The following is a 23,086-nucleotide window of genomic DNA, read 5'->3' as shown; positions in this document are numbered from 1 at the left end:
AAAAGTATTTCAATCCACGCCCCCATGTAGGGAGCGACAACACAAAACGAGCTTTTAGGTCAACAGCTCGTGATTTCAATCCACGCCCCCATGTAGGGAGCGACTTATACCGCGAACCGAAGCGGAATTACGGTTCCAATTTCAATCCACGCCCCCATGTAGGGAGCGACAACCAGGCTGAGTTTATGGGGATATTTGTGCTCATTTCAATCCACGCCCCCATGTAGGGAGCGACCGGATCCACAATAGCATCCCCGCCGTTGTAAATTCATTTCAATCCACGCCCCCATGTAGGGAGCGACCGGCCGCCCAAAACCTGGCATTGTTGAGCAAACTATTTCAATCCACGCCCCCATGTAGGGAGCGACCCGACCTAGCAGTTGACTACGTTGACCGGGCGAAGATTTCAATCCACGCCCCCATGTAGGGAGCGACAAAAATCTGCTTCAAATTTTTTATCACCGATTTGATTTCAATCCACGCCCCCATGTAGGGAGCGACATACCTTGTTTCGGATCCGATAGGTGTTAGCATATTTCAATCCACGCCCCCATGTAGGGAGCGACCACTAAGGAATTGACGTAAATTAAACATACTGTCATTTCAATCCACGCCCCCATGTAGGGAGCGACAGCGATTTTCTATAAAAATTAAGTAAATTAGATGAAAAATGGATCAAAAACCGCCATTTTCTTTAGTATACTAAAGAACTTTTCCCAGTACCATCCAATATATGGGAAATATTAGGTGTTTTATTGGTGCGAAGCCACCAATAATATCATGCGAGCTTTACCTTCGCACTAGAAGATCAAGGGATCCTCTAAGTCTAAAGAACTCTTTACGCCAATATGCGATACTTTATTCTTGTAACTGTTACCTAACTGGTAAAATCTTAAGCTATCTTCCTTGGGGTTAATAATGTTTTCAAGTTTGATCTTCAATGAAGCCAATTGAGTTGCGTCAACAAAACATTCAAAAACAGAATTTTGAACCCGTTGTCCATAATTTTGGCAAACCTTGGCAACTTTTCTTAATCGTTTTTGTCCCGAGTTCGTTATCGTGCAAACATCATACGTGATCACTACAAGCAAATGGTTCACCTACTTCCATAGAAAAGGTGGATACTCGTCCAAATCTCCTCTTAAGTAGCGTGCTAATAACAAGGCTTGAGTATGTGGCACTAATCCCCAAGAAATTTTTTCTCCAAGAAATGGATGAGTAATCTTTTCCTGTTTTTTATTTTGCCAGGCCTTTAGGAATTTTCTTCTTGCTTCATCTGTCATAATTACAGTACCATTTTCTTTTTTTACGAAATCATCTTTGTTAAGTACTTTCATATTAATCATTGAAAGAACAAAGCGATCTGCGTACACGCCTCTTAATTCTTCCATTACATCCAAAGCCAATGATACTCGTCCGGGCCTGTCTCGATGCATAAAACCTACGTAAGCATCAAGTCCAACGCCCTCTAAAGCAGAAGCAGTGTCATTGGCAAGCAGCGTGTAAGCAAATGATAACATCGCATTTACGTTATCTAAAGGCGGACGGCGGGAACGGAAATGAAAATAAAAATCATCTTTTTGCTGTAAAATCATCTGATCAAAAAGTTTATTGTAGCTTATAGCCGCTTGTCCTTCTAGCCCTCTTAAAGTATCTAGATATTCACAATCCCTGACCTGCTTAATAATTGTAGAAAGATATTGTGATACTTCCTTAAACTGGGCACCATCAATCCGTAATGGGTAATCTCTTGTTGTCCTTTCTATCATCCATTTATGGTTATATATTTTTCCCACTATAAAATTACGTGCTATTTTTGCGGATGCCATTTCATCATCCGATAGGCGGTACTGTTTTTTTCTTAACACGACATTGCCTTTACTTTCACCGATCACTCTTGCTAAAAATCGCCCATTCATGGTGAAAAACACAAGTGAAATATTTCTTTCAGCACAGTAACCCATTAATGCCGGGCTTGCACCTGCATAGCCAAAAGCCGCCACTGCTTGAAGGTTATGCAGAGGCAGCCTTCCAAGTTGTTCTTTATCTTTTACAAGCACGATATTGTCTCCGTCCAAAGACATATAAACGTCCGGTTGTGTGATGAATAACGTATTTAGAAGTTTTTTCATTCAGAAATCTTCCCTTCTATATAGCTTTTCACGGAGCGTTTGTGCATTAGATTTGGCACACAGATGTTTTGAAGGGAACAATTGTTGCAAAAAGGACCGGTTTTTACTTTAGGTGTGTATCTTCGTTTATAATAATCCTGCATTTCTTCTGCAATTTGCTTCACTTTATTTCTTTCATTCTGGGTAATGGGAATTTCAACACGACGCTTAATTTCATTATAGAATATGTAACCTATGTTAATTTCACATACGAGCATTTCTTCCAGGCACATCGCTTGTGCAGCGATCTGCAAAATATCAGAATCATTCTTTTTTGGTTTGCCATGTTTATATTCAACCGGAATAGGAATGTATTTCCCCTCATTTCCAAAAATCTCGACACCGTCTTCGTCTTTTATAAATTCAACTACATCGCAAATTCCGGAAAATCTTAATATATTTGATTTTATCGGCATTGCACGAACAATTAATTTATCACCACGTTTTTCTCTGATAAAGGGGCTGTCGGCTTTACTATGAAGATTTTGCCCCTCAACCGTTTTTACATTTTCTTCCCAGGATTGTTCGATATGAATGAGCGCCCATTGGCGTTTGCAAAATTGAAAATGCTGGATGCCCGATAACATCAGGTAATTGTCTTCTTCGTTAAATTCCATCCAAAACTTCCACCTTTAAACCTTCTAATTGGTTTAAAGTAATGGAATAATCATCAAATGTTTTAGGTCGGTCTGATATTGGCTTAACTTCTAATAACCGATGAACTTTTGCAGATGAATACTGTCCGAGTTTTGAACTGTGTTCCCACCAATAAACTTTGTGGACTTCCATACTTCCCTCCGGTCTTGCAGAAGATGTATCGTTTTCAAATAAAGTCACAAGAGCTTTTTTAATTTTTTCGGCATCTTCGCTTGAAAAACCTGTTTTTTCAGCTAATTGAGTATTGATACTGCCATAAAAAACATAGACACCAAAATCCACGCGATGTTTCATGCCCATCGTATCTGAGCCCTTATCTTTGCCAGGTTCTGAATTCACACTTTTTGTTATTTGCATGCTAGTTATATCTATTGGAGCTATACTAGTAGCAGTGTGAATCGAGACCGGCCCCCTAACTCCAACTGATACGCCCTTATTGCCAGATCCTTTAAATGCAAATACTTGTCCAAAACTTCGCACGTCAATCCACTCTTTGCATGCAATCATGGCAAAAGCATCACTGGAGCCATCTTTAGATTTTAATATTTTACTTAACTCTGGATTTGCCTCAGCACGTTCTCTTAAACTCTTAAATGAGTCAGTTGTCCGATCATTTGATTGAACAAAGATGGGTTCTTCCATATCCTGAAGGCGATTTCTAATTTTCCTTTTAATCGCGACATCTGAAATCTCTCCGTATCCATCGTAATTTTGCCGCGGCCGGTTTCCGTTTAACGGATCTCCATTAGGATTAGCCTTCGTTACAGACAATACAACTGCAAAATCAATTTTGTGATCTAATGTTGGCATACTAATTTCCCCCTAATTATTAATTATTCTTCACTTTGCGGTTCATCGGCAGACGGTATATTTTTACTCTTTTTCTGATATAAGTCATATCTTTGACTGTAAAATCCCAGCAAATACTTTCCAGATAACGGATTGTCGTTAAAATCTTCAAAAGAAATACGGGAAGCTACTTCATCTATTATTTTTGAATAATAGATACTTTTATTTCCAAGTCTTGCTTGGTAGGGCTGTAAACTTGCTTGTATCGTTCTCCATGTACGTTCCGGATGTTGGGAAAATGCGTTCATATACCGGACTGCATTTGTAGCGCGATTGTCACTCGCATCTAAGGCATTCCTTTCTAGTACATCAGCAATAGCCAATAATCGACCAAATAAATAGTCCCTATTGTCATTTTCTTTATCAAGTGCCAAGTTGTATCCCTCCTCTTTATTGATTAAGGCGCAAGCAATGCTTAATGTTTTTTCCCATTCCCATTTCTCCATTGCAACAGGGTTAGATGCACGATAAAAAGTACTTCTGACTATATCTAAAGGAATCTTCCTCTCATCAATAATGCAGGGAAGCATTCTTTCCATTAATCCTTTTACCACTTTATCACTCGCATTTGGGCCATATGCGGCAAACGCAATATCTTTCGTTGCAGGAGCACCGTAAAATGGGACAAAATGATTTTCACTATTTTTTCGGTATCGGTGCAGCCATGCACAGGTTGTATGCCATTTTACCAACCTGTCAAAATAAATTTCCTTATTTAGATTGCGATAATAAAGGACTGCCAGTCTACCGGTAGTAGCTGAGTCAAGAACCATTATGTTAATATCCGCCTCTGTTGCTAGATTGTTTCGATATCCATCAATTGCTTTGGAAAATTCCCTGGCGAATTCTTGATTTGTAAAAGAATGATTATTTTCCCCACCTATCGAAAAAGGATCCAAACTGCTTAGATCGAAAGAATCCTCTGTTAATGATGGCACTTTATTTCCGCTGTTTTCCCAAACAAGAAAAACTCTATTATCAATTGTTTTCCCTTGCCTGTTAATTAGCCATTTTAAAGCATTGTGCGCTTTTTGAGATGCTTCGTAACTGATACTCGCGACTTGGCTACTATCTGAAAATCTTCCTCTAAAAGTGAATCCGCTTGTATCATTCGCAGAGATTAATTTGGCTTTATCTCCTGAATTTCTTATCTTATTGGCATGTCTTTCTGTGCTGGGCAGATAATTGCCAGTAACAAAGCAAAGATCATTATCACTTAAATAGTGATGATAAAATTCTATAAAAGAATCGTACATTTCAGGATCTTTCCATACCTTTGTTAAAATTTTATCAGGTGAATAAACCGTAAACCGTACAAAAGCGCTTTCTGCATTTCCGGTGACTGTTGAATATAGCGGGGGTTTGTTACCGTATTTACTGTTCCATTTTTCTATTAGCTGATCATCATCATCTAAGTATAGAATCCTTTCATTTACCAAATCTTGAATTAACTGCCGCTTCTTTAAATAGGTGTAAATACTTCTGACTTTTGCATTTCCATACGAGGAATTGGCCCATTCAGCAAGTTGGCTGATATAGTACGAAAATGGCTCTTCTTTTTTTATCTTCCCACCATAAGCAACAAAATCTCCAGCCACGTAATTAAGCTTATCATGCAGTGGATAAGGTGCTATCTTGCTACCGGCACGGCTCGCTGATTCTTCCGTGCAAGGAATTAATGTGTTTGCATCACTTTTATCAACCACATGTGCTGAATGAAATTTACCGTCCTCAGTTACTTCTACTTCTATATGGGCAGTTTGCGTTGTATGGGATATAGGAAGCAGCGTATATTCCTGATTATTCCTCTTCTTCTCAATCTTTCCTACCTGCCCCAAATTTGCCTGATACGTTTCATATAAATTTAACAGCCAGCTCATTGACTCCCCCCCTCTTCCAATTGTTTCAGCAATTCATCCGCTGACTCAACATTTTCTTCACTAAAAATTTTTGCATTCATTTCAGTGATTTTTCGGATGAGTTTACATTGATCAGGTCGAATAAATTGGATCACGCCATTTTTCATTACCGGATTCCATAACCGAACTTCCATTTCCTGTCGTCCCGTTTCATCTGGATAATTAATGCCATGCACCATTGTTCCTAAATAAACTTCACTCGTATCATCGTAGTAACCTTTACCTTCACCGAATACGCAAGGTTCAACATACCCCTGGCATTCCCGGGCGCCCAAAAATATATCTCTCCTGCCCCCGGCTTTGAGAGAGCGTTTAAGAATATTGTGATGTTTATTTTCGTTACGGTCAAAAGCCATATCCGTCCTATGTGGATTGAATACAAAATGGGCTTTTACTTGATACCGTACGTCTCTTAAGTAAGTATAGTTCGCAAGTGTATTCCCGCCCCCATATTCAATGGGCCGTACACCTTTTGACTCCATTCTAATTGGATTCATCACACGCAGCTCATCCACAACCATAAGAATGGTAGGTTTCCAATAAATTGACTCCACAATTCCTTTAAGCGCCTGATAGGTTGGCACTTGGTAACTAAGCTTCTCTCCTCCTAGTTTTGTTAACGGATCAGTAAACAGTGCGTATTTTCCGAACAACTCAAATTCAATTGCATTCCTCATCTATGTCACCCCTTTCATTATTTATATCATTTAGACAATTTTATTATACACTTTCACTTTAATAATACAATATATGAACCCTATTTTTCTTTGTTTATTTTATGCTATAATAAAGCGTCGCCTAATTTAAGCGTGGATTGAAAAATATATTGTATTATTTAAAAACCTATCATGAAGATAGGTTTTTAAATTACCGCAAAACCTAGCTGGCTGTCATTTTCAATATTTAACCCATACTCTTTATCATATGCCCCTTCTTTCAAGGCAAGGATTTTACCGTCAAATAACATAACCAGTCCATCATTTTTCTGTAGTCTCTCAAGTTCTCGTCTGTAGAGGTTAATGGTGAATTGCTGGGCTTTTTTCATCAATGTTGTTAAATCCTCTATTGAAGCATTGCTATTTAATTCGGAAATAATCTCCTTCCCTCCATCTTCATATGGCACGAGAACAGAAGTTGTCCTATCATCGATGACATGAAATTTTTCTGCGGCTGTAAAATAGCTATTAGCCAGATATAATGGCAATGACTTATTTTTATTATGAAGGTATGCTTGAGCATAACTGTTGTTATCATCAGGCATCGAAGTCAGCAAATCGGTCATGTTTTTTCCAAGACTTGGGATATTGTAATTTAAATCATCTTCAAAGTCTGTATAGAATTCTTTAAAATATTTTTCCAGTGCTTTTGTGGAAAGAATATTACCTTCATAAACAGTTGAATCATGTCTTAAATCAATTAAAATCTTTTTGGAGATGTTTTTGCCTTTTTTGATTTCTTGAAGGCGATCCAAATTTTCTTCTTCATGATCGATGACATAGACATATCCAACTTCCTTTTCCCCATGGCGATTGCATCTTCCTGCAGCCTGTGCAATCGAGTCCAAACCCGCTAAAGAACGGATAACACAATCAAAACTTACATCAACTCCTGCTTCTATCAGTTGAGTACTTACACAAATGATTTTTTCTCCGGCTGCAAGCTGGCTTCTGATCCTTTTTAAAAAATGATTTCTATGAGCTGCACACATTGAAGTGCTTAAATGGAAAATATTAAGCCCCTCTCCTTTTTCTTTTAACTGCTCGTATAGTTTTTTAACAACCCCTTTCGTATTTAGAATGACTAACATACTTGAAACATCTTGAATCCTTTCTTCAATAAAATCACAAAGCTTTTCAGTATTGAATGTCCCATTTGTTGCCCTGTCAATAATCTCAACTCTTTTGAATGCCTGTATAACACCGCTTAAATCATGGACAATTTCCGCATCAGGGTTTACCTGTAACTTATGTTCAACAAAGTCAAGTGCAGGTTGTGTTGCCGTGCAGAGCAGAATACTGGAATGGCAATACGTTTTTAAAAAATTTAATGCCTCATTAAATAGAGACACACAAGGCACTGGGACTTTTTGAACTTCATCAAAGATCAAAACCGCTTCGCTCATATTATGCAACCGTCTGATATTTCTGCTGCCCTTCTCATAAAAGACATTCAAAAATTGAACCATTGTCGTAAAAATAATCGGCACATTCCAATTGTCCTTTGCCAGTTTGAGCCTTTGCTTTAAGTTCATTAAGCCATCCTGGTTTTCATCATTATCATCGTCTTCAACTACATTAGAATGATGTTCCAAAATATTAGCATCGTCTTGTAAAATCTTTCGGACCTCTTCCGCATTTTGTTCAATGATTGTAGTGTAAGGCACAACATAAATAATATGTTTTTTGCCATATAGTTTGGCGTGTTTTAAAGCATAGCGCAGACTCGCCAATGTCTTCCCCCCACCTGTTGGAATAGACAGGGTATAAATACCGGATGGCTTCCCGGCAAACGAATCGCATTGATCGGACATTTTTGATCTCAGCAGATTAATACGTGACTGGGCATTCGACTTTTCTTTAAAACTGTTAATTTTAAGCATAAGTCTGTCGTAATATAGGTTAAAAAGAGTTTCAGTATCACAAGAAGCATCTTCAAGTTTATTTTCTTCAAATAATCTAGTGTTTGTCCTGTCCGCATCAATTAATGCACTAAATATAAACTTTGTTAAAAACATTAACTTGTGGGCAAGGTTTTTAGTAGGATCAATCATAAGGAATGCTTTCAGTTCTTCTTCAGCTTGATTTACGTAGTCAAGAAAGTCTGATTGGCTCATAACATGCTTAAAAAAATTAACCTTTGTTTTCTCAAATTCTTCTAATTCCTTATCTTGGACGCGTTTCAAATATTTTGAATCCAACTCCGGGCTGAGAAAATCTTGAAGATAAGAATGGTGGGATATTATTGCATTGCCCACGATTTCGGCTAACACTGCTTTATAACCGTTTAACTTTGAATGGAAAAACTCAAATAAAAGTTTGCCTCCTGCAGTAGAATGGTCAACACTCCCCTTTTTCGGCGGTAATTCCGGGTGGTATACCGCTTCCAAAATATAGTTTCGAAATGCATCAGTATATTTTCCCAGATCATGAAGTAAGCCGGCTAGTCCCGTTATGTGTTTAACCCCAATTTTTTCTCCATATGATTCAGCTAATTTTTTCGCTTCTAATAGATGCTCTTCAACAGTCTGTACTCGCTTGTCACTTTCTCGAATATGCGCAATATATGCCATAATACCCCCTCCTTTTTGCTTATTTCTTTTTATTATACCATTTGAGAAGACCATAATATGGAACCTAATAAAATTTTCAAAAAGATTTTTTACAAAAATAGACTTAGGTCTATACCAATTTATTAAACATCTTTTTATCACATCGAGATCCCACTTTTAACCCCCCAGAACCTACAAGGTATTTTTTTAGAAGCCCTCTAATGAACAGAATGCCTCCTTGCATCCAGATTCTGTCCTTTAAACTTTCTCTATTAGACATTCCCCCATCTCTTAACTCGAAGTCTGTCCTATAGATTCGTTCTACTGGACATAGCTACTGCTTTAAATCCTCATACTGTCCTTTAGAATCTCTCTATAAGACATAATCACCTTCAACTTCATCAAATTTGTCCTATAGGCTGAAAATACGCAGAGCTAATTTCCACAGTTCTGTCCTTTCAACACCCAAAACTTAACGTCGCCCAATCCCCATACAAAAAAACAGGCCGGTAAGCTGCAATCACCAAATCTGCACCTTACCGGTCTGTTCCGTTTCGTTACCACTTGCATATTGAACCTGGTTGGATCCGCACACCAGTCCCTACATACTCAACAATTCCCGTACTTCCTGCTCGCTTAAGCTGTTCAGCATGGTTTCGCCTGGCTGGATTACTTTTTCGATGAGTTCTTTTTTCTTTTGCTGGAGTTCGTAAATTTTTTCTTCGATGGTGCCGCGGGCCATAAGGCGGATGACCTGGACGACATTTTTCTGGCCGATGCGGTGGGCGCGGCCGGCAGCTTGTTCTTCAACAGCCGGGTTCCACCACAGATCGTAAAGCACGACCGTATCGGCGCCGGTTAAGTTCAGGCCGGTGCCGCCCGCTTTTAAAGAAATCAAAAAGACATTTTTCTCGCCGCTGTTAAAGCGGTCGGCCATTTCGACCCTGTCCCGGGAAGGGATTTGGCCATCGAGATAAAAGCTGTCAATTCCCTCTTTTTCAAGGCGGGCGAGAATGATCTTCAGCATGCTCGAAAACTGCGAGAAAATGAGCAGGCGCTTGCCGTTTTCAATCGCGGTCTTTGCCAGTTCGATGAGCTGCTCGAGTTTTCCTGATTCGCCCTTGTAATTATCCACGAAAAGGGATGGATGGCAGCACAGCTGGCGCAGACGCGTGAGGCCGGCCAGGATTTTAATACGGTTGCGGTTGAAGTCGCCTTCTTTCAGTGTTTTTTCCGTTTCCTGCTGAATCCGCTCCAAGTAAGCCAAGTATAACTCTTTTTGCGGCTTTGTAAGCTCTGATAGATGGTTGGTTTCAATTTTATCCGGCAGCTCTTTCAGCACATCTTTTTTAATACGGCGCAAAATAAACGGGCGTACCATACGCGCAATTTTTTCCTGCTCCATCTTGCGGAACTCGGCCTGCGCCGGGAAGAATCCCGGCAGAACCGCCTGAAAAATTGACCATAATTCATCAATTGAATTTTCAATTGGTGTACCGCTTAATGCAAAACGGCGGCCGGCCTGGATATTCCGGACTGCAGCGGCTGTTTTCGTGGCATAGTTTTTGATTGCCTGGGCTTCGTCTAAAATCATCGTGTCAAATTCGATTGGCTGATATTCGCCAATATCCTGGCGCAGCGTCGGATAAGACGTAATGATGACATCCGGAAGCTCACCTTTTTCGAAAAATTCCTTGCGTTCAGCCGGCGTACCGGTAATGACTTCGGTGTGCAGGCCGGGCGCAAATTTTTCGAACTCGCTTTTCCAGTTGTAGGTCAGGGAAGCGGGCGACACAACGAGAAATGGCTTTGATTGCCGGTTGCTTTCTTTCTCAGACAAAATATAGGATATGCTCTGCAGCGTTTTGCCGAGCCCCATATCATCGGCCAAAATACCACCAAGCCGGTAATAGGCAAGCGATTTGAACCATTGAAAACCAACGACCTGGTAATCACGCATTTTGGCATTTAACCCTTTCGGCAAGTCGAAATCGATGTCTTCCGGATTTTTCAGGTGCTGGACCAGTTTACGGAAGGATTTTCCGAATTTGACGGCATACTTGTCTTTTGTGCGCATCATTTCGTCGACTTGCAGGCCCCTGTAAAGCGGTACTTTCAAACTATCCTGCCCAAGCTGCTTTGAAGATATATTAAGATCATCGAGCAACTGGCCGATATGCTCGAATTCCTCATTTTCAAGTGAAACAAATGCACCATTTGGCAGGCGGTAGTAACGCTTCTTTTCAACAACGGACTGCAGCACATTCCTGATTTCGTTTTTGTCAATGCCGTCCATATCGAAGTGAACTTCAAGGAAATTGCCGCCGGATTCAATATCCACTGAGGTAACCGGCGAATACCGTGACGTTTGGAAATAGGATTTTACGCCACCGGCAATATACACTTCGGCTATATCTTCCAGCTTTGGCAAAATGTCAAAAATAAATTCGTACAATGCGTCTTCATTATCTTCCAGATACAGCTGCCTGCCATTATATTTGAGCGGCGACCGTTCAATAAGCGCCATGATTTCCTGCTCTTTTTCGAGATCACGCATCAAAATCACATCATCATCCGGTTCCGCTTCTGCTTGTGCAAACGGGTCGATGATGCGGCCGCCGTAATGGTGTTCGATCCGCAGCGAAATCCGTCCATCTTCCTCGTCCATATAAATCCTGGTTTGGAGTTTTGGCTGTACCATTTGCCCTTTAATTTTATCGGCAATCCTGACTTGCCCGATTCTCTTCAGCCCCGGCAGCACATTGGAAAGAAACGGGCTGATCTGGTCCTTGCTGATTGGGACCGCATCATTCCCGCTGTGATAAAACAGAATCAGTTCTTTTAATAGCTGGATCTGTTCCGGTTTTATTTCGTAAAAAATGCCATCATGAAAGACGAGCCCGTATTGATCAAAAAAGAGAATTTCACTGAGGCTCTCCAGCTGAAGCGAAAAGCCGTCTTTTCCCTTGCCCTGTTCGTCCAGCTGAAAAGATAACGGCAAAGCGTGCGCCGGCTGGATATCAAAGGAACCGCCCCCATGATACCCGGTTTCGAACTTGCAGGGCCTCATTTTCAGTTTTTCCAGCAGGGGCTTTGCCAAAAGCGGAGGAATCATCAGCCCCCTGTCTTTATTGGATGAATAACCCCAGTCATAGGATGATCTTTCATATAACTGCTGGGTGGTGAGCACTTTTAACAGCAGATCGATTACTTCCCGGTCCGCTTCTGAAAACTCGTGTTCCTGCGGGTCATAGGTGAATTTTTTCGTAAACTCGTGCGGTCTTTGATTGCTGACTTTTTCAAGAAATTCCTGGATATTGCGGACGACATAGGTTCGTTCAGGGCCGACTTTAATTTCAACAGTCAAAAGCAGATCACGATTCGAATGGTAATGGCGTGCCACTTTCAAAAGATATTCAACCTGCAGCCGCTTTTTCGCCCCATGGCTGCTCGTCCCGTTCTGGCTTTGCTGAAAGGCCGAAAAGATGTCCATAAAACGGTTGGTCTTTTCCCGCATTTTCCGCTCCAGATAAGACGCCTGATCTTCAGTCCCTTTTCCTGCACGATTTGCAATTTCAAGCATGACAGCGACTTCATGCTTACATTCTTCATATTGTTCAAAAGCCGGGCAGCTGCAGTCGGAATTGACATAGCCGTTCTCAAACGCAATGCGGACATCATAAGGTTCAGTGCCATACACCTTTGCATTCCACTGTTCCAGAGAGGAATCATACCATAAATCTTTCACGAGCCCGCGCTTGTAGTAGGACATACCACGCCGATAGACCGCGTTTGAATATAAATTTTTAATATCATTGATAGAAAGTAATAATTCTGTCAAAGCGCACCATTCCTATTTCAATTTTTCGTACAGTTCATTGTGTTATCTTTATTATACAATATTTCTGCCGGGAAAACATATTTTCGCCCGGCCTATTTCTTCAGTGCCCCCGAGCTTAAACATTTGTCCGGGAAGTACAATTATTTTAAAATGAACAGGAATAAATGACGAGGAGGTTACACCATGTTAAATAAAGTATCACCCCGCGAAGCGCAGTACGAGATAGAACCGGTATTTTTGGAAAGATGGTCGCCGCGGTCTTTTTTGGAAAAAGAAGTACCTGAAGAGGTATTGCTCAGCTTGTTTGAAGCAGCTCGCTGGGCGCCGTCTGCCTATAATTACCAGCCTTGGCGCTTTATCCTTGCCCGTACAAAAGAGGACAGGGAAAAGTTTATGTCCTTCATTGGTGAATTTAATCAAACCTGGTGCAAAACCGTGCCTGCCTTTGCTTTAATCGTATCGAAAACGACAAGCGAAACCGGGACAATCCGTTCACACTCATTTGATGCCGGCGCCGCCTGGGGTTATTTGTCACTGGAAGCTGTGAAAAAAGGATTGGCTACCCATCCGATGACAGGCATTGATTTTGCGAAAGCACGTGAAGTTTTAAACATACCGGAAGAATATGCGATCGACGCCCTGGTTGCGATCGGTTACCGCGGGGAGAAAGAGGCGCTGCCTGCCGGTTTGCAGGAAAGGGAATTCCCATCCGAACGCCGGCCGGTGAAGGCATCTGTTTTTGAAGGGACGTTTGGAAAAAATCCCGAATAAGATCTTTCGGCTTGAACATGATGAGAAGGCGGATGTCAAGGTATCCGCCTTCTTTTGCCATTTTCTCTCATCTGCCGGTTCATTCGAAACCAGGTAGCCGGAAGATCTCTTTTCCGTCAATCGCAGTACCGTGCAAAATTGTAACCGGGATCCGATCCGCTTTAAAATAAACGCCGTTCCTTTCATACTTGCCATTTTTTAAAACATACACCTCAATCATTTCATTGAACGGATCCACCAGCCAATATTCGCGGACACCCGCTCTTTCATAACGATAAAACTTGTCGATGCAGTCTTTTTTCACTGTCGCGGGGCAAATGACTTCTGCAATGAAATCCGGCGTGCCCATAAGATTTCCGCCACTGCTTCTGGCATTCCCGCATACAATGGCCAGATCAGGCTGCACCCATTCCTCAATCGTTTCAGGACTGGCAAATTCACCGCCGAGACAGACATCGGCCGGTGATGAAAACAGTTTAAAATCCTTTCCCCGCAAGCGTTCTGAGAAAGTATTTTTCAATTGGCCGGCCACTTCCTGGTGCCGCGGCATCGGGTTGGCAGACATAATATAAACCTGCCCGTTCATGACTTCAAAGCGTGTATCTTTATCCAACTTTGCATAATCCGCATAGGTAAAATGCGCTTTCAAGGATGCTGTTGACATAAGCTCAACTCCTTTTATTTTTATTCGGCTGGATTGTAACCGTTACCATCCTAACTTGATTATAGCACTCGATCCTTGAATAAACGTGCTTCAACCATTAACATATTCATGACACTTTTGTACATAGCAGCCCTGTAAAAACCGCATAAAATGAAAGCGCCTGAATAAACACTACACATATGTGAAAAATATCACAAATTGGTGACAGGTTGAAAAATCCATTGTACTTCCTGTTAAAATATTGTATTCTAACAATGTAAGGTATGTGAAATAATTCACATATACTTGCCCACATGTGGTAATTGGAATTTTACAATCAATAAATTGGGGAGATGAAAGTCATGAAATGGTATCATGATTCTAAAATAAGTATCATCTGGGCGATTTTGAGAATTTGGCTGGGCGTTCAATGGCTTGGAGCCGGAATTGAAAAAATAACAGGCGGATTTGACGCTAGCGGATTTTTAAAAGGCGCATTAGCCCAAACAGGCGGCGAAAATCCGGCCGTGCAAGGATGGTACGCTTCTTTCATCAGCCATTTTGCATTGCCGAATGTTGAACTGTTTAACGTACTGGTACCTTACGGGGAACTACTGGTCGGAATTGGCTTGATCGTCGGCTTGGCAACGATTCCTGCTTTACTTGCCGGGGCCCTGATGAACCTCAACTTTATGCTTGCCGGCACAACCAGTACAAACCCGGTTCTTTACACCGTTGCAATCATTCTCCTGTTCACCGGCAGCGCATCTTACTTCTGGGGATTGGACCGTTTCGCAGTACCGGCAGTAAAAAAATTCTTCCATAAACAAGCGCACAAACCGCACATCAATAAAGGCGCCGCTTAACTCAATAAAAAATCAAAATGGCAAACATTTTATCTGTTTGCCTTATTTTTTTGCCTTCTGAAGCGCTGCATCTTCTATCCATTCTGTTTAAAAGCCCGTACAAAGGGAAAAGTACGAACATACGGCAAAGAAAAGGGAGTGTTCAAATGGATAGGAAAAAACTTATGATGACTACAGTTGCGTTAGGTGCTGCATATCTCATGCGGAACAAGAAATCACGAAACAAACTGATGGAACAGGTCCAAAACTTCTCGGCACCGAAAAAATAACCGGGCGCAAAAACAGCCGGCTTCCCGCTTTTGGGAAAACGGCTGTTTTTTTTGCAGCAACCCCTGCCGCTTTTAGTTTCTTTTTTGCAAATAGGGCGTTTCACGCAAAGCCTGCAAATCTTTTGCCCCGATGCCAAACATGGCAATTTTCAGTTCCAGCTCAGTCTGTTCAAAGGTACGGTGCAAGGCAGCAGTTGAATCCACTGCCTTTGCGAGGAGCTTACGGCCAAAGCCTGTAAGATCTGCCCCAAGCGCAATGGCTTTTGCCGCATCCAATCCGTTTTTCATCCCGCCGCTGGCAATGAGCGGACCAGTTACACCGAGGCTTCTCGCACCTGTGATGCACGCCGCGGTTGGATTTCCCCAGCCGGCAAATGTTTCTGCTGCCGCTTTTTTGAGCGGATCCGTTGTCAAGTATTTCTCCACCTGGCTCCATGACGTCCCGCCTGAGCCGGCAACATCAACAAAAGAAATGCCGAGTGAAAAAAGTTTTTCCGCCAGCTGCCCGTTGATCCCCCAGCCGACTTCTTTGGCACCTACGGGAACAGGGAGTTTTTTGCAGATGGTTTCAATTTTCCCCATCAGATCCTTAAAATTCGTATTCCCGCCCTGCTGGAAGACTTCCTGAAGGCTGTTAAAATGCAGAATCAGTGCGTCTGCTCCTGTCAATTCAATGATTCGCAGGCATTCCTCTGTTCCGTAACCGTAATTCAGCTGGACAGCGCCTAAATTGGCCAATACCGGGATATTTGGCGCCACATCGCGAACCTGGAATGTATAAGCTTGCTCCGGGCTCTCCAGTGCAGCCCGCGTTGAACCTAAAGCGAATGCCCAGCCCCTTTCTTCCGCGACTGCCGCAAGATTCCGGTTAATCACGCGGGCTTGTGCGGTACCGCCGGTCATAGAGCTGATCAGAAACGGTGCTTTAAGCGGCTTATCGAGAAATTCCGCCTGAATCGAAATTTCATTGAAATCGAGTTCAGGCAGTGCCTGATGTTCAAAATGGTAATGCTCAAAACCTGTCGTCGTTTGTCTGCCTGCAACATCTTCTTCTAATACGACACGGATATGATCTGCTTTCCGATTAGATATGGGCGAATCTCCCATCTTCTTCACCTCTTCTTTTCACCTGCGCTTTTAAAAACACGAAGCGCTTTTATGGAAAAACTTCACAGCCTGCCCCGTTAAAAAGCAGCTTTGAAGACAGATTCGATTTCCCCATTTTACCAAACTCCCATTAAAAATAGAAGAAAACCGGATTGATCACTGCATTTTTTTCAATTATGAGGATTCACCCATGCAAATGATATTCTTCCAGCCAGTACACTTCCCTAATATTAATTTGCTGGCGGATTTTACGAGCCGTTCCCCGTGAAATTTTTCCTTTTTCAAACAGCGACTGGATCTCGTCCCGTTCCGCCTGAAAAGCCTTCTCCTGGAGTTCCCGCTGCTGCTGGATAAAATGCAGCGATGCCTCGAGATCTCTCGGCCTTTTTAAATTGCGGATAAATTTCCGGTACTCGCTGATCACGAGAAAAGAAATTTCCCTGTTTTCTTCATTAATGCCGGATCTCAGTACATGGATCGCAGCTTCCGCCATTTCAATCTTTATTTGCTTGATTTTTAAATAGCGGAGCCGCCGTTGCCTGCGGAGCCGTTCTTTATTCGGATAAAAAAACTGAAAAAACCGGATCAGGACTTTTTGAAAAATCGTCCAGATATTCAGCAGCCTGAATTTCATTTTATGGGTTACGGCAACCTCCATTCTGCGAATATATTCAAAAAACAGATAGGCCATTTCCCTGTCAATGCGCTTCGATTCGAGGAGCTCCTCAATGTAGCGGGTCTCTGCCTCGAGTGCCTTCATTCGTGTTTGTGTTTCAATTTTTTTGAATGCCAATGTATCCATTTCGCTTTCTTCCGTTTTCAGCTGGTGCAGCGTGTTTTCATAGCCTGATATCACTGCAGCTGCAGCTTCGCGGTTACGGTCATTGATTTCATTCCGGATCATGCGGATGGCCGCCTCTTTAATTTGAATGGAAGCATTTTTTTCTGCATTCCGCTGGCTTTGATCCGCCTTATTACTAACCGTTTTTGCCAAAATTGGCAGAAAAATACTGGCAATCAAAAGCGTCAGTAAAATCACACCAGCTGCTATTAAAATCATCAGTGACCGGCCGGGAAAGGGATTGCCATTTGTAAGCGTGTACGGGATGGAAAAAGCCCCCGCCAGTGAAATCGCCCCGCGTACACCGGACACCGTTGTGATCATTGCCGGCTGTATGGCAGGTTTTGTCAATGCCGCCCTTTTTGATTTCCAGCCGAGCCACCAGGATGCATACACCCAAATGAAACGGAGAAGCAAAAGTGCCGCGGTTACGATCATAATATAGGAAATCAACCTGCCGCTATTAAAATCAGGATTTTGCCAGATTTCGCTTAAAACATCCGGCATTTGCTGGCCAAGAAGGATAAACACCAACCCGTTTAAAATATAGGATAGCACCTTCCAAGTGCTGCGTGAAACTACTTGATAGGAAAGATTGGGGGACTGCTCCCGTTCCCGCTCAATTGCATGAAACATCCCGCCGGCTACAACTGCCAAAATGCCGGAAACCTGAAAATGCTCTGCAGTCAAATAAATCACAAAAGGCGTCAGGATTTGAATCAGCATATGGACAGTTACATCCTCCATACCCAAGCGGCGGATCAGCACTCTGAAACGGATAATTAAATAAGCCAGCAGCGTGCCGCCCAGAAATCCGCCGATTGAAATGAGAAGGAAACTGCCACCTGCCTGCAGAATTGAAAAAGATCCCGTGACTGCGGCGGCAACAGCAAATTTAAACGCCACAAGACTTGAGGCATCATTTATAAGCCCTTCCCCCTGGAGAAGGTGCATAATCACTCTGGGAATTTTTACCCGTTCAGAAATGGCGCTGACCGCAACAACATCGGTGGGGGCAAGTATCGCTGCCAGGGCAAACGCAGCAGCGAGCGGAATCGAAGGGATCATTAGATGTGTGACATAGCCAACTGCAAAAACGGTAACAAATACAAGGCCAAACGCCAGCAGCAAGATTGGCTCCCGCAGTTTCCACATCGCTTTTCGCGAAACATTTCTGCCGTCATAGAAAAGCAGCGGGGCAATAAACAATACAAAAAACAAACCCGGTTCCAATGGGATATGGCCCCCAGCCGGCACAACAGCAAATACCACACCTAAAGCAATCTGAATCAGCGGCACCGGGACAAACGGCATGAAGTGATTTATAATGTTTGAAATTCCAATAAGCAAGAGCAGGATGAAAACAATTAAAAACATATCCATTAGAACATTCTCCTTGTTTTCTCTATATAGCATCCAAAAGTGTTCTTTAGAACTATACCCAAATCCTTGCCTCTTAAATAGCCAGATTTATATTTCTAACCAGAAATGGCAAAATAACCGGGGAAATCGGTTTCAGAAGCGTCCGGATGTGTGGACGATCACCCGCATGCCGGACAGCACTATAGCATGTATCAATCTTACTCCTAAAAATTACCTGATTCAACGGTTTATTTCCAACGAATCCGGCAAAAAACAACATATTTTACTTTTGTAAAATTGAAGCCGAACTCCTTTGCCAATCCGCTTTGTAATGGAATTCCGTTTTTCCTGCCCACCATGGTCTTCAGCCAGTTAAACTCCAATTCCCGGTTCAAAATTTTATCTTGCCTGTTCCAAATAACACTCACCAAAACCGAAGTTTATCACGCAGTCGTACCTAAATTGATTTTTTGTGGTCTATTTTCCAGTCAAAACAATGTCCGCGGGCAAACAAAAATGGGCCGTCCGCACCGCCGAATAACCGGCTGGCAGGACAACCCATATTTACAAAATTAAGCAGCCTTTTGTTCAGGCGGGCGTTTCCAAATCCCGAGGACAAGACCTGAAACGATGGCGCCGATAATAATTGAAACCAGGAACAATATTGCATGGTTGGCAAGGAAAACAACGAAAATGCCGCCGTGCGGAGCAGGAACGTTGATATGCCAGAACTGTGTCAGGCCGCCTGCGATGGCGGAACCAATTACGCTCGACCCGAGCACACGCAGCGGGTCAGATGCCGCAAATGGAATTGCACCTTCTGTAATGAACGATAAACCAAGTATATAGTTGGTAATGCCGGCTTTTTTCTGCTCTTCTGTAAATTTATTTTTAAAGAAAGTTGTAGCAATGGCAATTGCAAGCGGCGGAACCATACCGCCGGCCATAACGGCTGCCATCATTAAACCATTTGTGTTGCCGCTGGATGTAAATACGCCGATTGCAAATGTATAAGCTGCTTTGTTGAACGGGCCGCCCATATCAATCGCCATCATACCGCCTAATACAATTCCCAGTATAACCGCATTTCCGGTACCTAAGTTGTTCAATGCGCCAATCAAACCGGTATTTGCCCATTTGAAAACCGGGTCTAAAATATAGTACATGAGTGCGCCGGTAATGAGCAGGCCAAGGACCGGGAAGATCAGGATCGGTTTTAATCCGCTCAGCGTTTGAGGCATTCCTGCAAAAATCTTTTTCAAGAAAACAATGACATAACCTGCCAGAAAACCTGCAGCTAAACCGCCAAGGAAACCGGCATTCGAGCTGGATGCCAAGTAACCGCCGACCATACCTGGCATTAATGCCGGCCTGTCACCGATACTTGAGGCAATAAATCCGGCGAGAATTGCGATTAAGAAGTGGAATGCGCCTGTTTCGCCGCCGGCAATTGCGCTCAGCATTTTAAAGATCGTGCTGTTCTCGCCAGCTGTATTTTCAATTAAGAACGAGATTGCAAGCAGAATCCCGCCACCAACTACGAATGGCAGCATATGAGAAATCCCGTTCATTAAGTCCTTATAAATGGTTCCCCAAACCGACGATTTTCCAGCCGGTTCATCATCATTGTACGCCGTGCCATCCGCATGATACGTCGGCGCCCGCTGCTCCAGCACTTTATTAATCAGCTCTTCAGGCCTGCGGATCGCATCGCTGACCGGCGTTTGTAACACGCGTTTGCCATCAAAACGGGCCATTTCAACTTTTTTGTCAGCAGCGACAATAACACCTGCCGCGCGTGCAATTTCATCTTTTGTCAAGGCATGCTTAACGCCTTCGGAACCATTTGTTTCCACTTTAATGGGAATTCCAAGTTCTTCAGCTTTTTTCTTCAAAGAATCTTCAGCCATATAGGTATGGGCAATCCCAGTCGGGCAGGCCGTCACAGCAACAATAAATTTTTCATCCGAACCTGTGCCGGCTCCGGCTGCCTGTTCTTCTTCTTCTTTTGCTTCTTTCTCCTCTTTTTCCTGCTGTCTGTCATCGAATAACTTCGTGACTTCAGCAGGTGTTTTTGCCTGTTTCAGCTGCTGGACAAATTCCTGGTCAATTAAAAGCCTTGACAATGCTGCCAGTGCTTGTAAATGGGTATCTGCTGCATCGGCAGGAGCGGCAATCATGAAGAACAAGTATGACGGCTGGCCGTCCAAAGCTTCATAATCGACGCCTTTTTCACTACGGCCGAAGACAACGGTTGCCTGATTGACGGCTTTTGTCTTGGCGTGCGGCATCGCAATTCCGTCGCCGATGCCTGTGCTTGATTCCTGCTCACGTTTTAAGATCATTTCTTTGAAAAGAACCGGGTCATTGATACGGCCGCTTTTTGCAAGGCTGGCAATTAATTCATCAATGGCCTCTTCTTTTTTGGTCGCTTGCATATTCATAACCATGGTTTCTTGAACCAATAAATCGGTTATTTTCATTAGATTTCACTCCTTTTCTCATTACAAAACCATTACCTTATTTCTTGGAGGTCAAACCAGCATACCTATGGGATAAATGCATTTTGGCCGGTATAAAAGAGGAACATGGCGCATTTATCAAGACTTTGTTCGGAATTTCATGAGTGGAAAACCCTCCACTGGTGAAAGTTTCACTTTATCCCACTCTTAACGGGCAGTAAGACTCCAACCTCAAGATTCAAGGTGAAAAAGGAAGGATAGGTGGGAGATCAAACTGCCCGTAAAGGTCCGATTGGTTCAACTAACCATCAGTGGGGGATGAAGGAAAACCCCCACTGATGGAAGTTTCACCTTATTTTGCGTCATTTACAAGGATTTTAGTGATATAACTGCAGAAGACTTTCAGTGCGGCACATACTCAAGCTGGAAGTCATGTTGTTCCGGCTTGCCGGGAAGCTCTGTTTAACCGTCCTCTTCCTGGCTGATCACCTTTGTTTTGCCCAAAATCGAAGTTTTTACCGGCTCCGGCAGTGCCTCAGTGATAATAGCTGCTTCGTGGATGTCAAACATTTTGCAAAAGGCCACTTCTGAAAATTTGCTGCTATCGGCAAGCACAAAAGTTTGCGCAGATAATTCTTTTGCACGCCGTTTAATGAGCGCCTCTTCAGGATCAGGTGTCGTAAATCCCATTTCTATATCAATCCCGTTCACACCTAAAAATGCTTTATCAAAGCGAAAACGGTTAATTATCTGCATGGCAATGCCGCCAATGACTGCCTTTGTTGTGCGCTTCATGATCCCTCCCAGCAGATAGGACACGATCCGTTTCTCTGCAAGCGCTTCAACATGTGGAAGCCCGTTCGTAACAACGATTATATCTCGCGCGTTTATGTATGGGATCATTTCCAAAGTCGTCGTTCCGGCATCCAAATAGATACAGTCATTATCTTTGACCTGCCGTGCCGCCAATTGGGCAATTACACTTTTTTCTTGAACGTTTTTGAGTGTTTTCGTACCCATATCCAGTTCTTCACTTCTGTGCTGCAGCAGCGAAGCGCCTCCATGGACACGCCTCAGCAGGTTCATGGATTCCAGATCCTGTAAATCCCGGCGGACAGTAGATTCAGAAGCATTCAGCAGGTTCACCAAATCTTGGACTTTCACAATATGCCGTTGTTTTAAATATTGCAAAATGAGTTGATGGCGTTCTTCTGCTAACATGTTTCATTCCTCCGTCTGATGATATTTTAACATAATCCTTTTCATTATCAACCGCTTTCATCCAAATTCTATCATTTTTCTTCAAAAACCGCTAAATTTTGTCACATTTTATCAAAACAATGGCCATTTTAGCGAAAAAAGCACCCCATTCACCCGGACACAATAGGTTATCAAAATACTGCTAAAAATGGACAATTTTAAAAAAGGAAGGAAAGCCCGCTGAAAACCTCAAAAAATACTGCAGAAAATCCAGATGTTTTCGGATGAACGCCATTTCAGTGCAAAATTTGAATTGCAATGACGTTCATCAGCGGGATGAACGCTATCCCGGTGCAAAATTTGACCTGTAATGAAGTTCATTAGCGGGATGAACGCTGTCTCCGGCAAAAAAGTAGATTGTAATCACGTTCATCAGCGGGATGAAGGCTATCCCGGTGCAAAATTTGAATTGCAATGACGTTCATCAGCGGGATGAACACCATCTCCGGCAAAAAAGCAGATTGTAATAACGTTCATTAGCAGGATGAACGCCATCACGGTGCAAAATTTGACCTGTAATGAAGTTCATAAGCGAGATGAACGCCATCTCCGGCAAAAAAGTAGATTGTAATCACGTTCATTAGCAGGATGAACGCTACCCCGGTGCAAAAATTGACCTGTAATGAAGTTCATAAGCGAGATGAACGCCATCTCCGGCAAAAAAGTAGATTGTAATCACGTTCATTAGCAGGATGAACGCCATCACGGTGCAAAATTTGATTTACAATGACGTTCATTAGCGGTATAAAAAGTTTCGTTTACAATATCGCATACGCTTGCATTATAAGGCATCTAAAATT

Annotated in this window: 15 protein-coding genes and 1 CRISPR repeat array; of the genes, 2 read left to right on the top strand and 13 right to left on the bottom strand. The window is 42.7% G+C overall.

All coding sequences use genetic code 11. The annotated features are described in order from the left end of the window. Positions 1 to 6: 6 nt before the first annotated feature. Positions 7 to 632: a CRISPR direct-repeat array (repeat unit 32 nt; unit sequence ATTTCAATCCACGCCCCCATGTAGGGAGCGAC). A 168-nt stretch (positions 633 to 800) separates the two neighbouring features. From cas2 to C232_RS0107815, 8 genes are all read right to left on the bottom strand, one after another. Further along, positions 801 to 1,091, bottom strand: coding sequence for a CRISPR-associated endonuclease Cas2 (gene cas2, locus C232_RS0107855; protein ID WP_026314528.1), 291 nt, complete (start codon positions 1,089 to 1,091; stop codon positions 801 to 803). Between the two features lie 9 nt (positions 1,092 to 1,100). After that, a complete protein-coding gene (gene cas1c, locus C232_RS0107850; protein ID WP_018663054.1) occupies positions 1,101 to 2,132 on the bottom strand; it encodes a type I-C CRISPR-associated endonuclease Cas1c in 1,032 nt (343 codons plus the stop codon). After that, positions 2,129 to 2,788, bottom strand: a complete 660-nt coding sequence (cas4, locus tag C232_RS0107845) for a CRISPR-associated protein Cas4 (protein WP_018663053.1) — start codon at positions 2,786 to 2,788, stop codon at positions 2,129 to 2,131. The genes cas1c and cas4 overlap by 4 nt, the downstream gene beginning before the upstream one ends. Continuing rightward, a complete protein-coding gene (gene cas7c / locus C232_RS0107840) occupies positions 2,778 to 3,638 on the bottom strand; it encodes a type I-C CRISPR-associated protein Cas7/Csd2 (RefSeq protein ID WP_018663051.1) in 861 nt (286 codons plus the stop codon). Before cas7c ends, cas4 begins: the two co-directional genes overlap by 11 nt. 23 nt (positions 3,639 to 3,661) lie before the next feature. Then, entirely contained in the window at positions 3,662 to 5,557 is a 1,896-nt protein-coding gene (gene cas8c / locus C232_RS0107835) for a type I-C CRISPR-associated protein Cas8c/Csd1 (RefSeq protein ID WP_018663049.1), read from the bottom strand. Further along, on the bottom strand, positions 5,554 to 6,273 hold the full coding sequence (cas5c, locus tag C232_RS0107830) for a type I-C CRISPR-associated protein Cas5c (RefSeq protein ID WP_018663047.1): 720 nt from the start codon (positions 6,271 to 6,273) through the stop codon (positions 5,554 to 5,556). The genes cas8c and cas5c overlap by 4 nt, the downstream gene beginning before the upstream one ends. 185 nt (positions 6,274 to 6,458) lie before the next feature. Then, entirely contained in the window at positions 6,459 to 8,885 is a 2,427-nt protein-coding gene (locus tag C232_RS0107825) for a CRISPR-associated helicase/endonuclease Cas3 (RefSeq protein WP_018663045.1), read from the bottom strand. A gap of 580 nt (positions 8,886 to 9,465) precedes the next feature. Then, positions 9,466 to 12,705, bottom strand: a complete 3,240-nt coding sequence (locus C232_RS0107815) for a DEAD/DEAH box helicase (protein ID WP_018663041.1) — start codon at positions 12,703 to 12,705, stop codon at positions 9,466 to 9,468. A gap of 183 nt (positions 12,706 to 12,888) precedes the next feature. On the opposite strand from C232_RS0107815, the gene C232_RS0107810 reads away from it, so the two are divergent. Then, positions 12,889 to 13,476 carry a nitroreductase family protein gene (locus C232_RS0107810; protein WP_018663039.1) on the top strand — a complete coding sequence of 196 codons (588 nt, stop codon included), beginning with the start codon at positions 12,889 to 12,891 and terminating at the stop codon, positions 13,474 to 13,476. Between the two features lie 79 nt (positions 13,477 to 13,555). On the opposite strand, the gene C232_RS0107805 is transcribed toward C232_RS0107810, so the two are convergent. Then, positions 13,556 to 14,140 carry a Uma2 family endonuclease gene (locus C232_RS0107805; protein ID WP_018663037.1) on the bottom strand — a complete coding sequence of 195 codons (585 nt, stop codon included), beginning with the start codon at positions 14,138 to 14,140 and terminating at the stop codon, positions 13,556 to 13,558. A gap of 341 nt (positions 14,141 to 14,481) precedes the next feature. Between C232_RS0107805 and C232_RS0107800 the strand changes: the two genes are divergently transcribed. After that, complete coding sequence (locus C232_RS0107800) at positions 14,482 to 14,985, top strand: DoxX family protein (protein WP_018663035.1); 504 nt, start codon at positions 14,482 to 14,484, stop codon at positions 14,983 to 14,985. 341 nt (positions 14,986 to 15,326) lie between these two features. On the opposite strand, the gene fni is transcribed toward C232_RS0107800, so the two are convergent. The 4 genes from fni to C232_RS0107770 all read right to left on the bottom strand — a co-directional run bounded on the left by fni (position 15,327) and on the right by C232_RS0107770 (position 22,247). Continuing rightward, positions 15,327 to 16,361 carry a type 2 isopentenyl-diphosphate Delta-isomerase gene (gene fni / locus C232_RS0107790; protein ID WP_018663031.1) on the bottom strand — a complete coding sequence of 345 codons (1,035 nt, stop codon included), beginning with the start codon at positions 16,359 to 16,361 and terminating at the stop codon, positions 15,327 to 15,329. Between the two features lie 184 nt (positions 16,362 to 16,545). Continuing rightward, positions 16,546 to 18,585 (bottom strand): Na+/H+ antiporter, encoded by a 2,040-nt coding sequence (locus C232_RS0107785; RefSeq protein ID WP_018663029.1) that lies wholly within the window; start codon positions 18,583 to 18,585, stop codon positions 16,546 to 16,548. 551 nt (positions 18,586 to 19,136) lie between these two features. Beyond that, positions 19,137 to 21,047, bottom strand: coding sequence for a PTS fructose transporter subunit IIABC (locus C232_RS0107775; protein WP_018663025.1), 1,911 nt, complete (start codon positions 21,045 to 21,047; stop codon positions 19,137 to 19,139). A gap of 441 nt (positions 21,048 to 21,488) precedes the next feature. Continuing rightward, positions 21,489 to 22,247: a DeoR/GlpR family DNA-binding transcription regulator gene (locus tag C232_RS0107770; RefSeq protein ID WP_018663023.1), complete on the bottom strand. Its 759-nt coding sequence runs from the start codon at positions 22,245 to 22,247 to the stop codon at positions 21,489 to 21,491. Positions 22,248 to 23,086 lie beyond the last annotated feature (839 nt).

This window comes from Heyndrickxia acidiproducens DSM 23148, assembly GCF_000374345.1.
Classification (GTDB): domain Bacteria; phylum Bacillota; class Bacilli; order Bacillales; family Bacillaceae_C; genus Weizmannia; species Weizmannia acidiproducens.
This window is presented reverse-complemented; position numbering and strand designations above follow the sequence as displayed.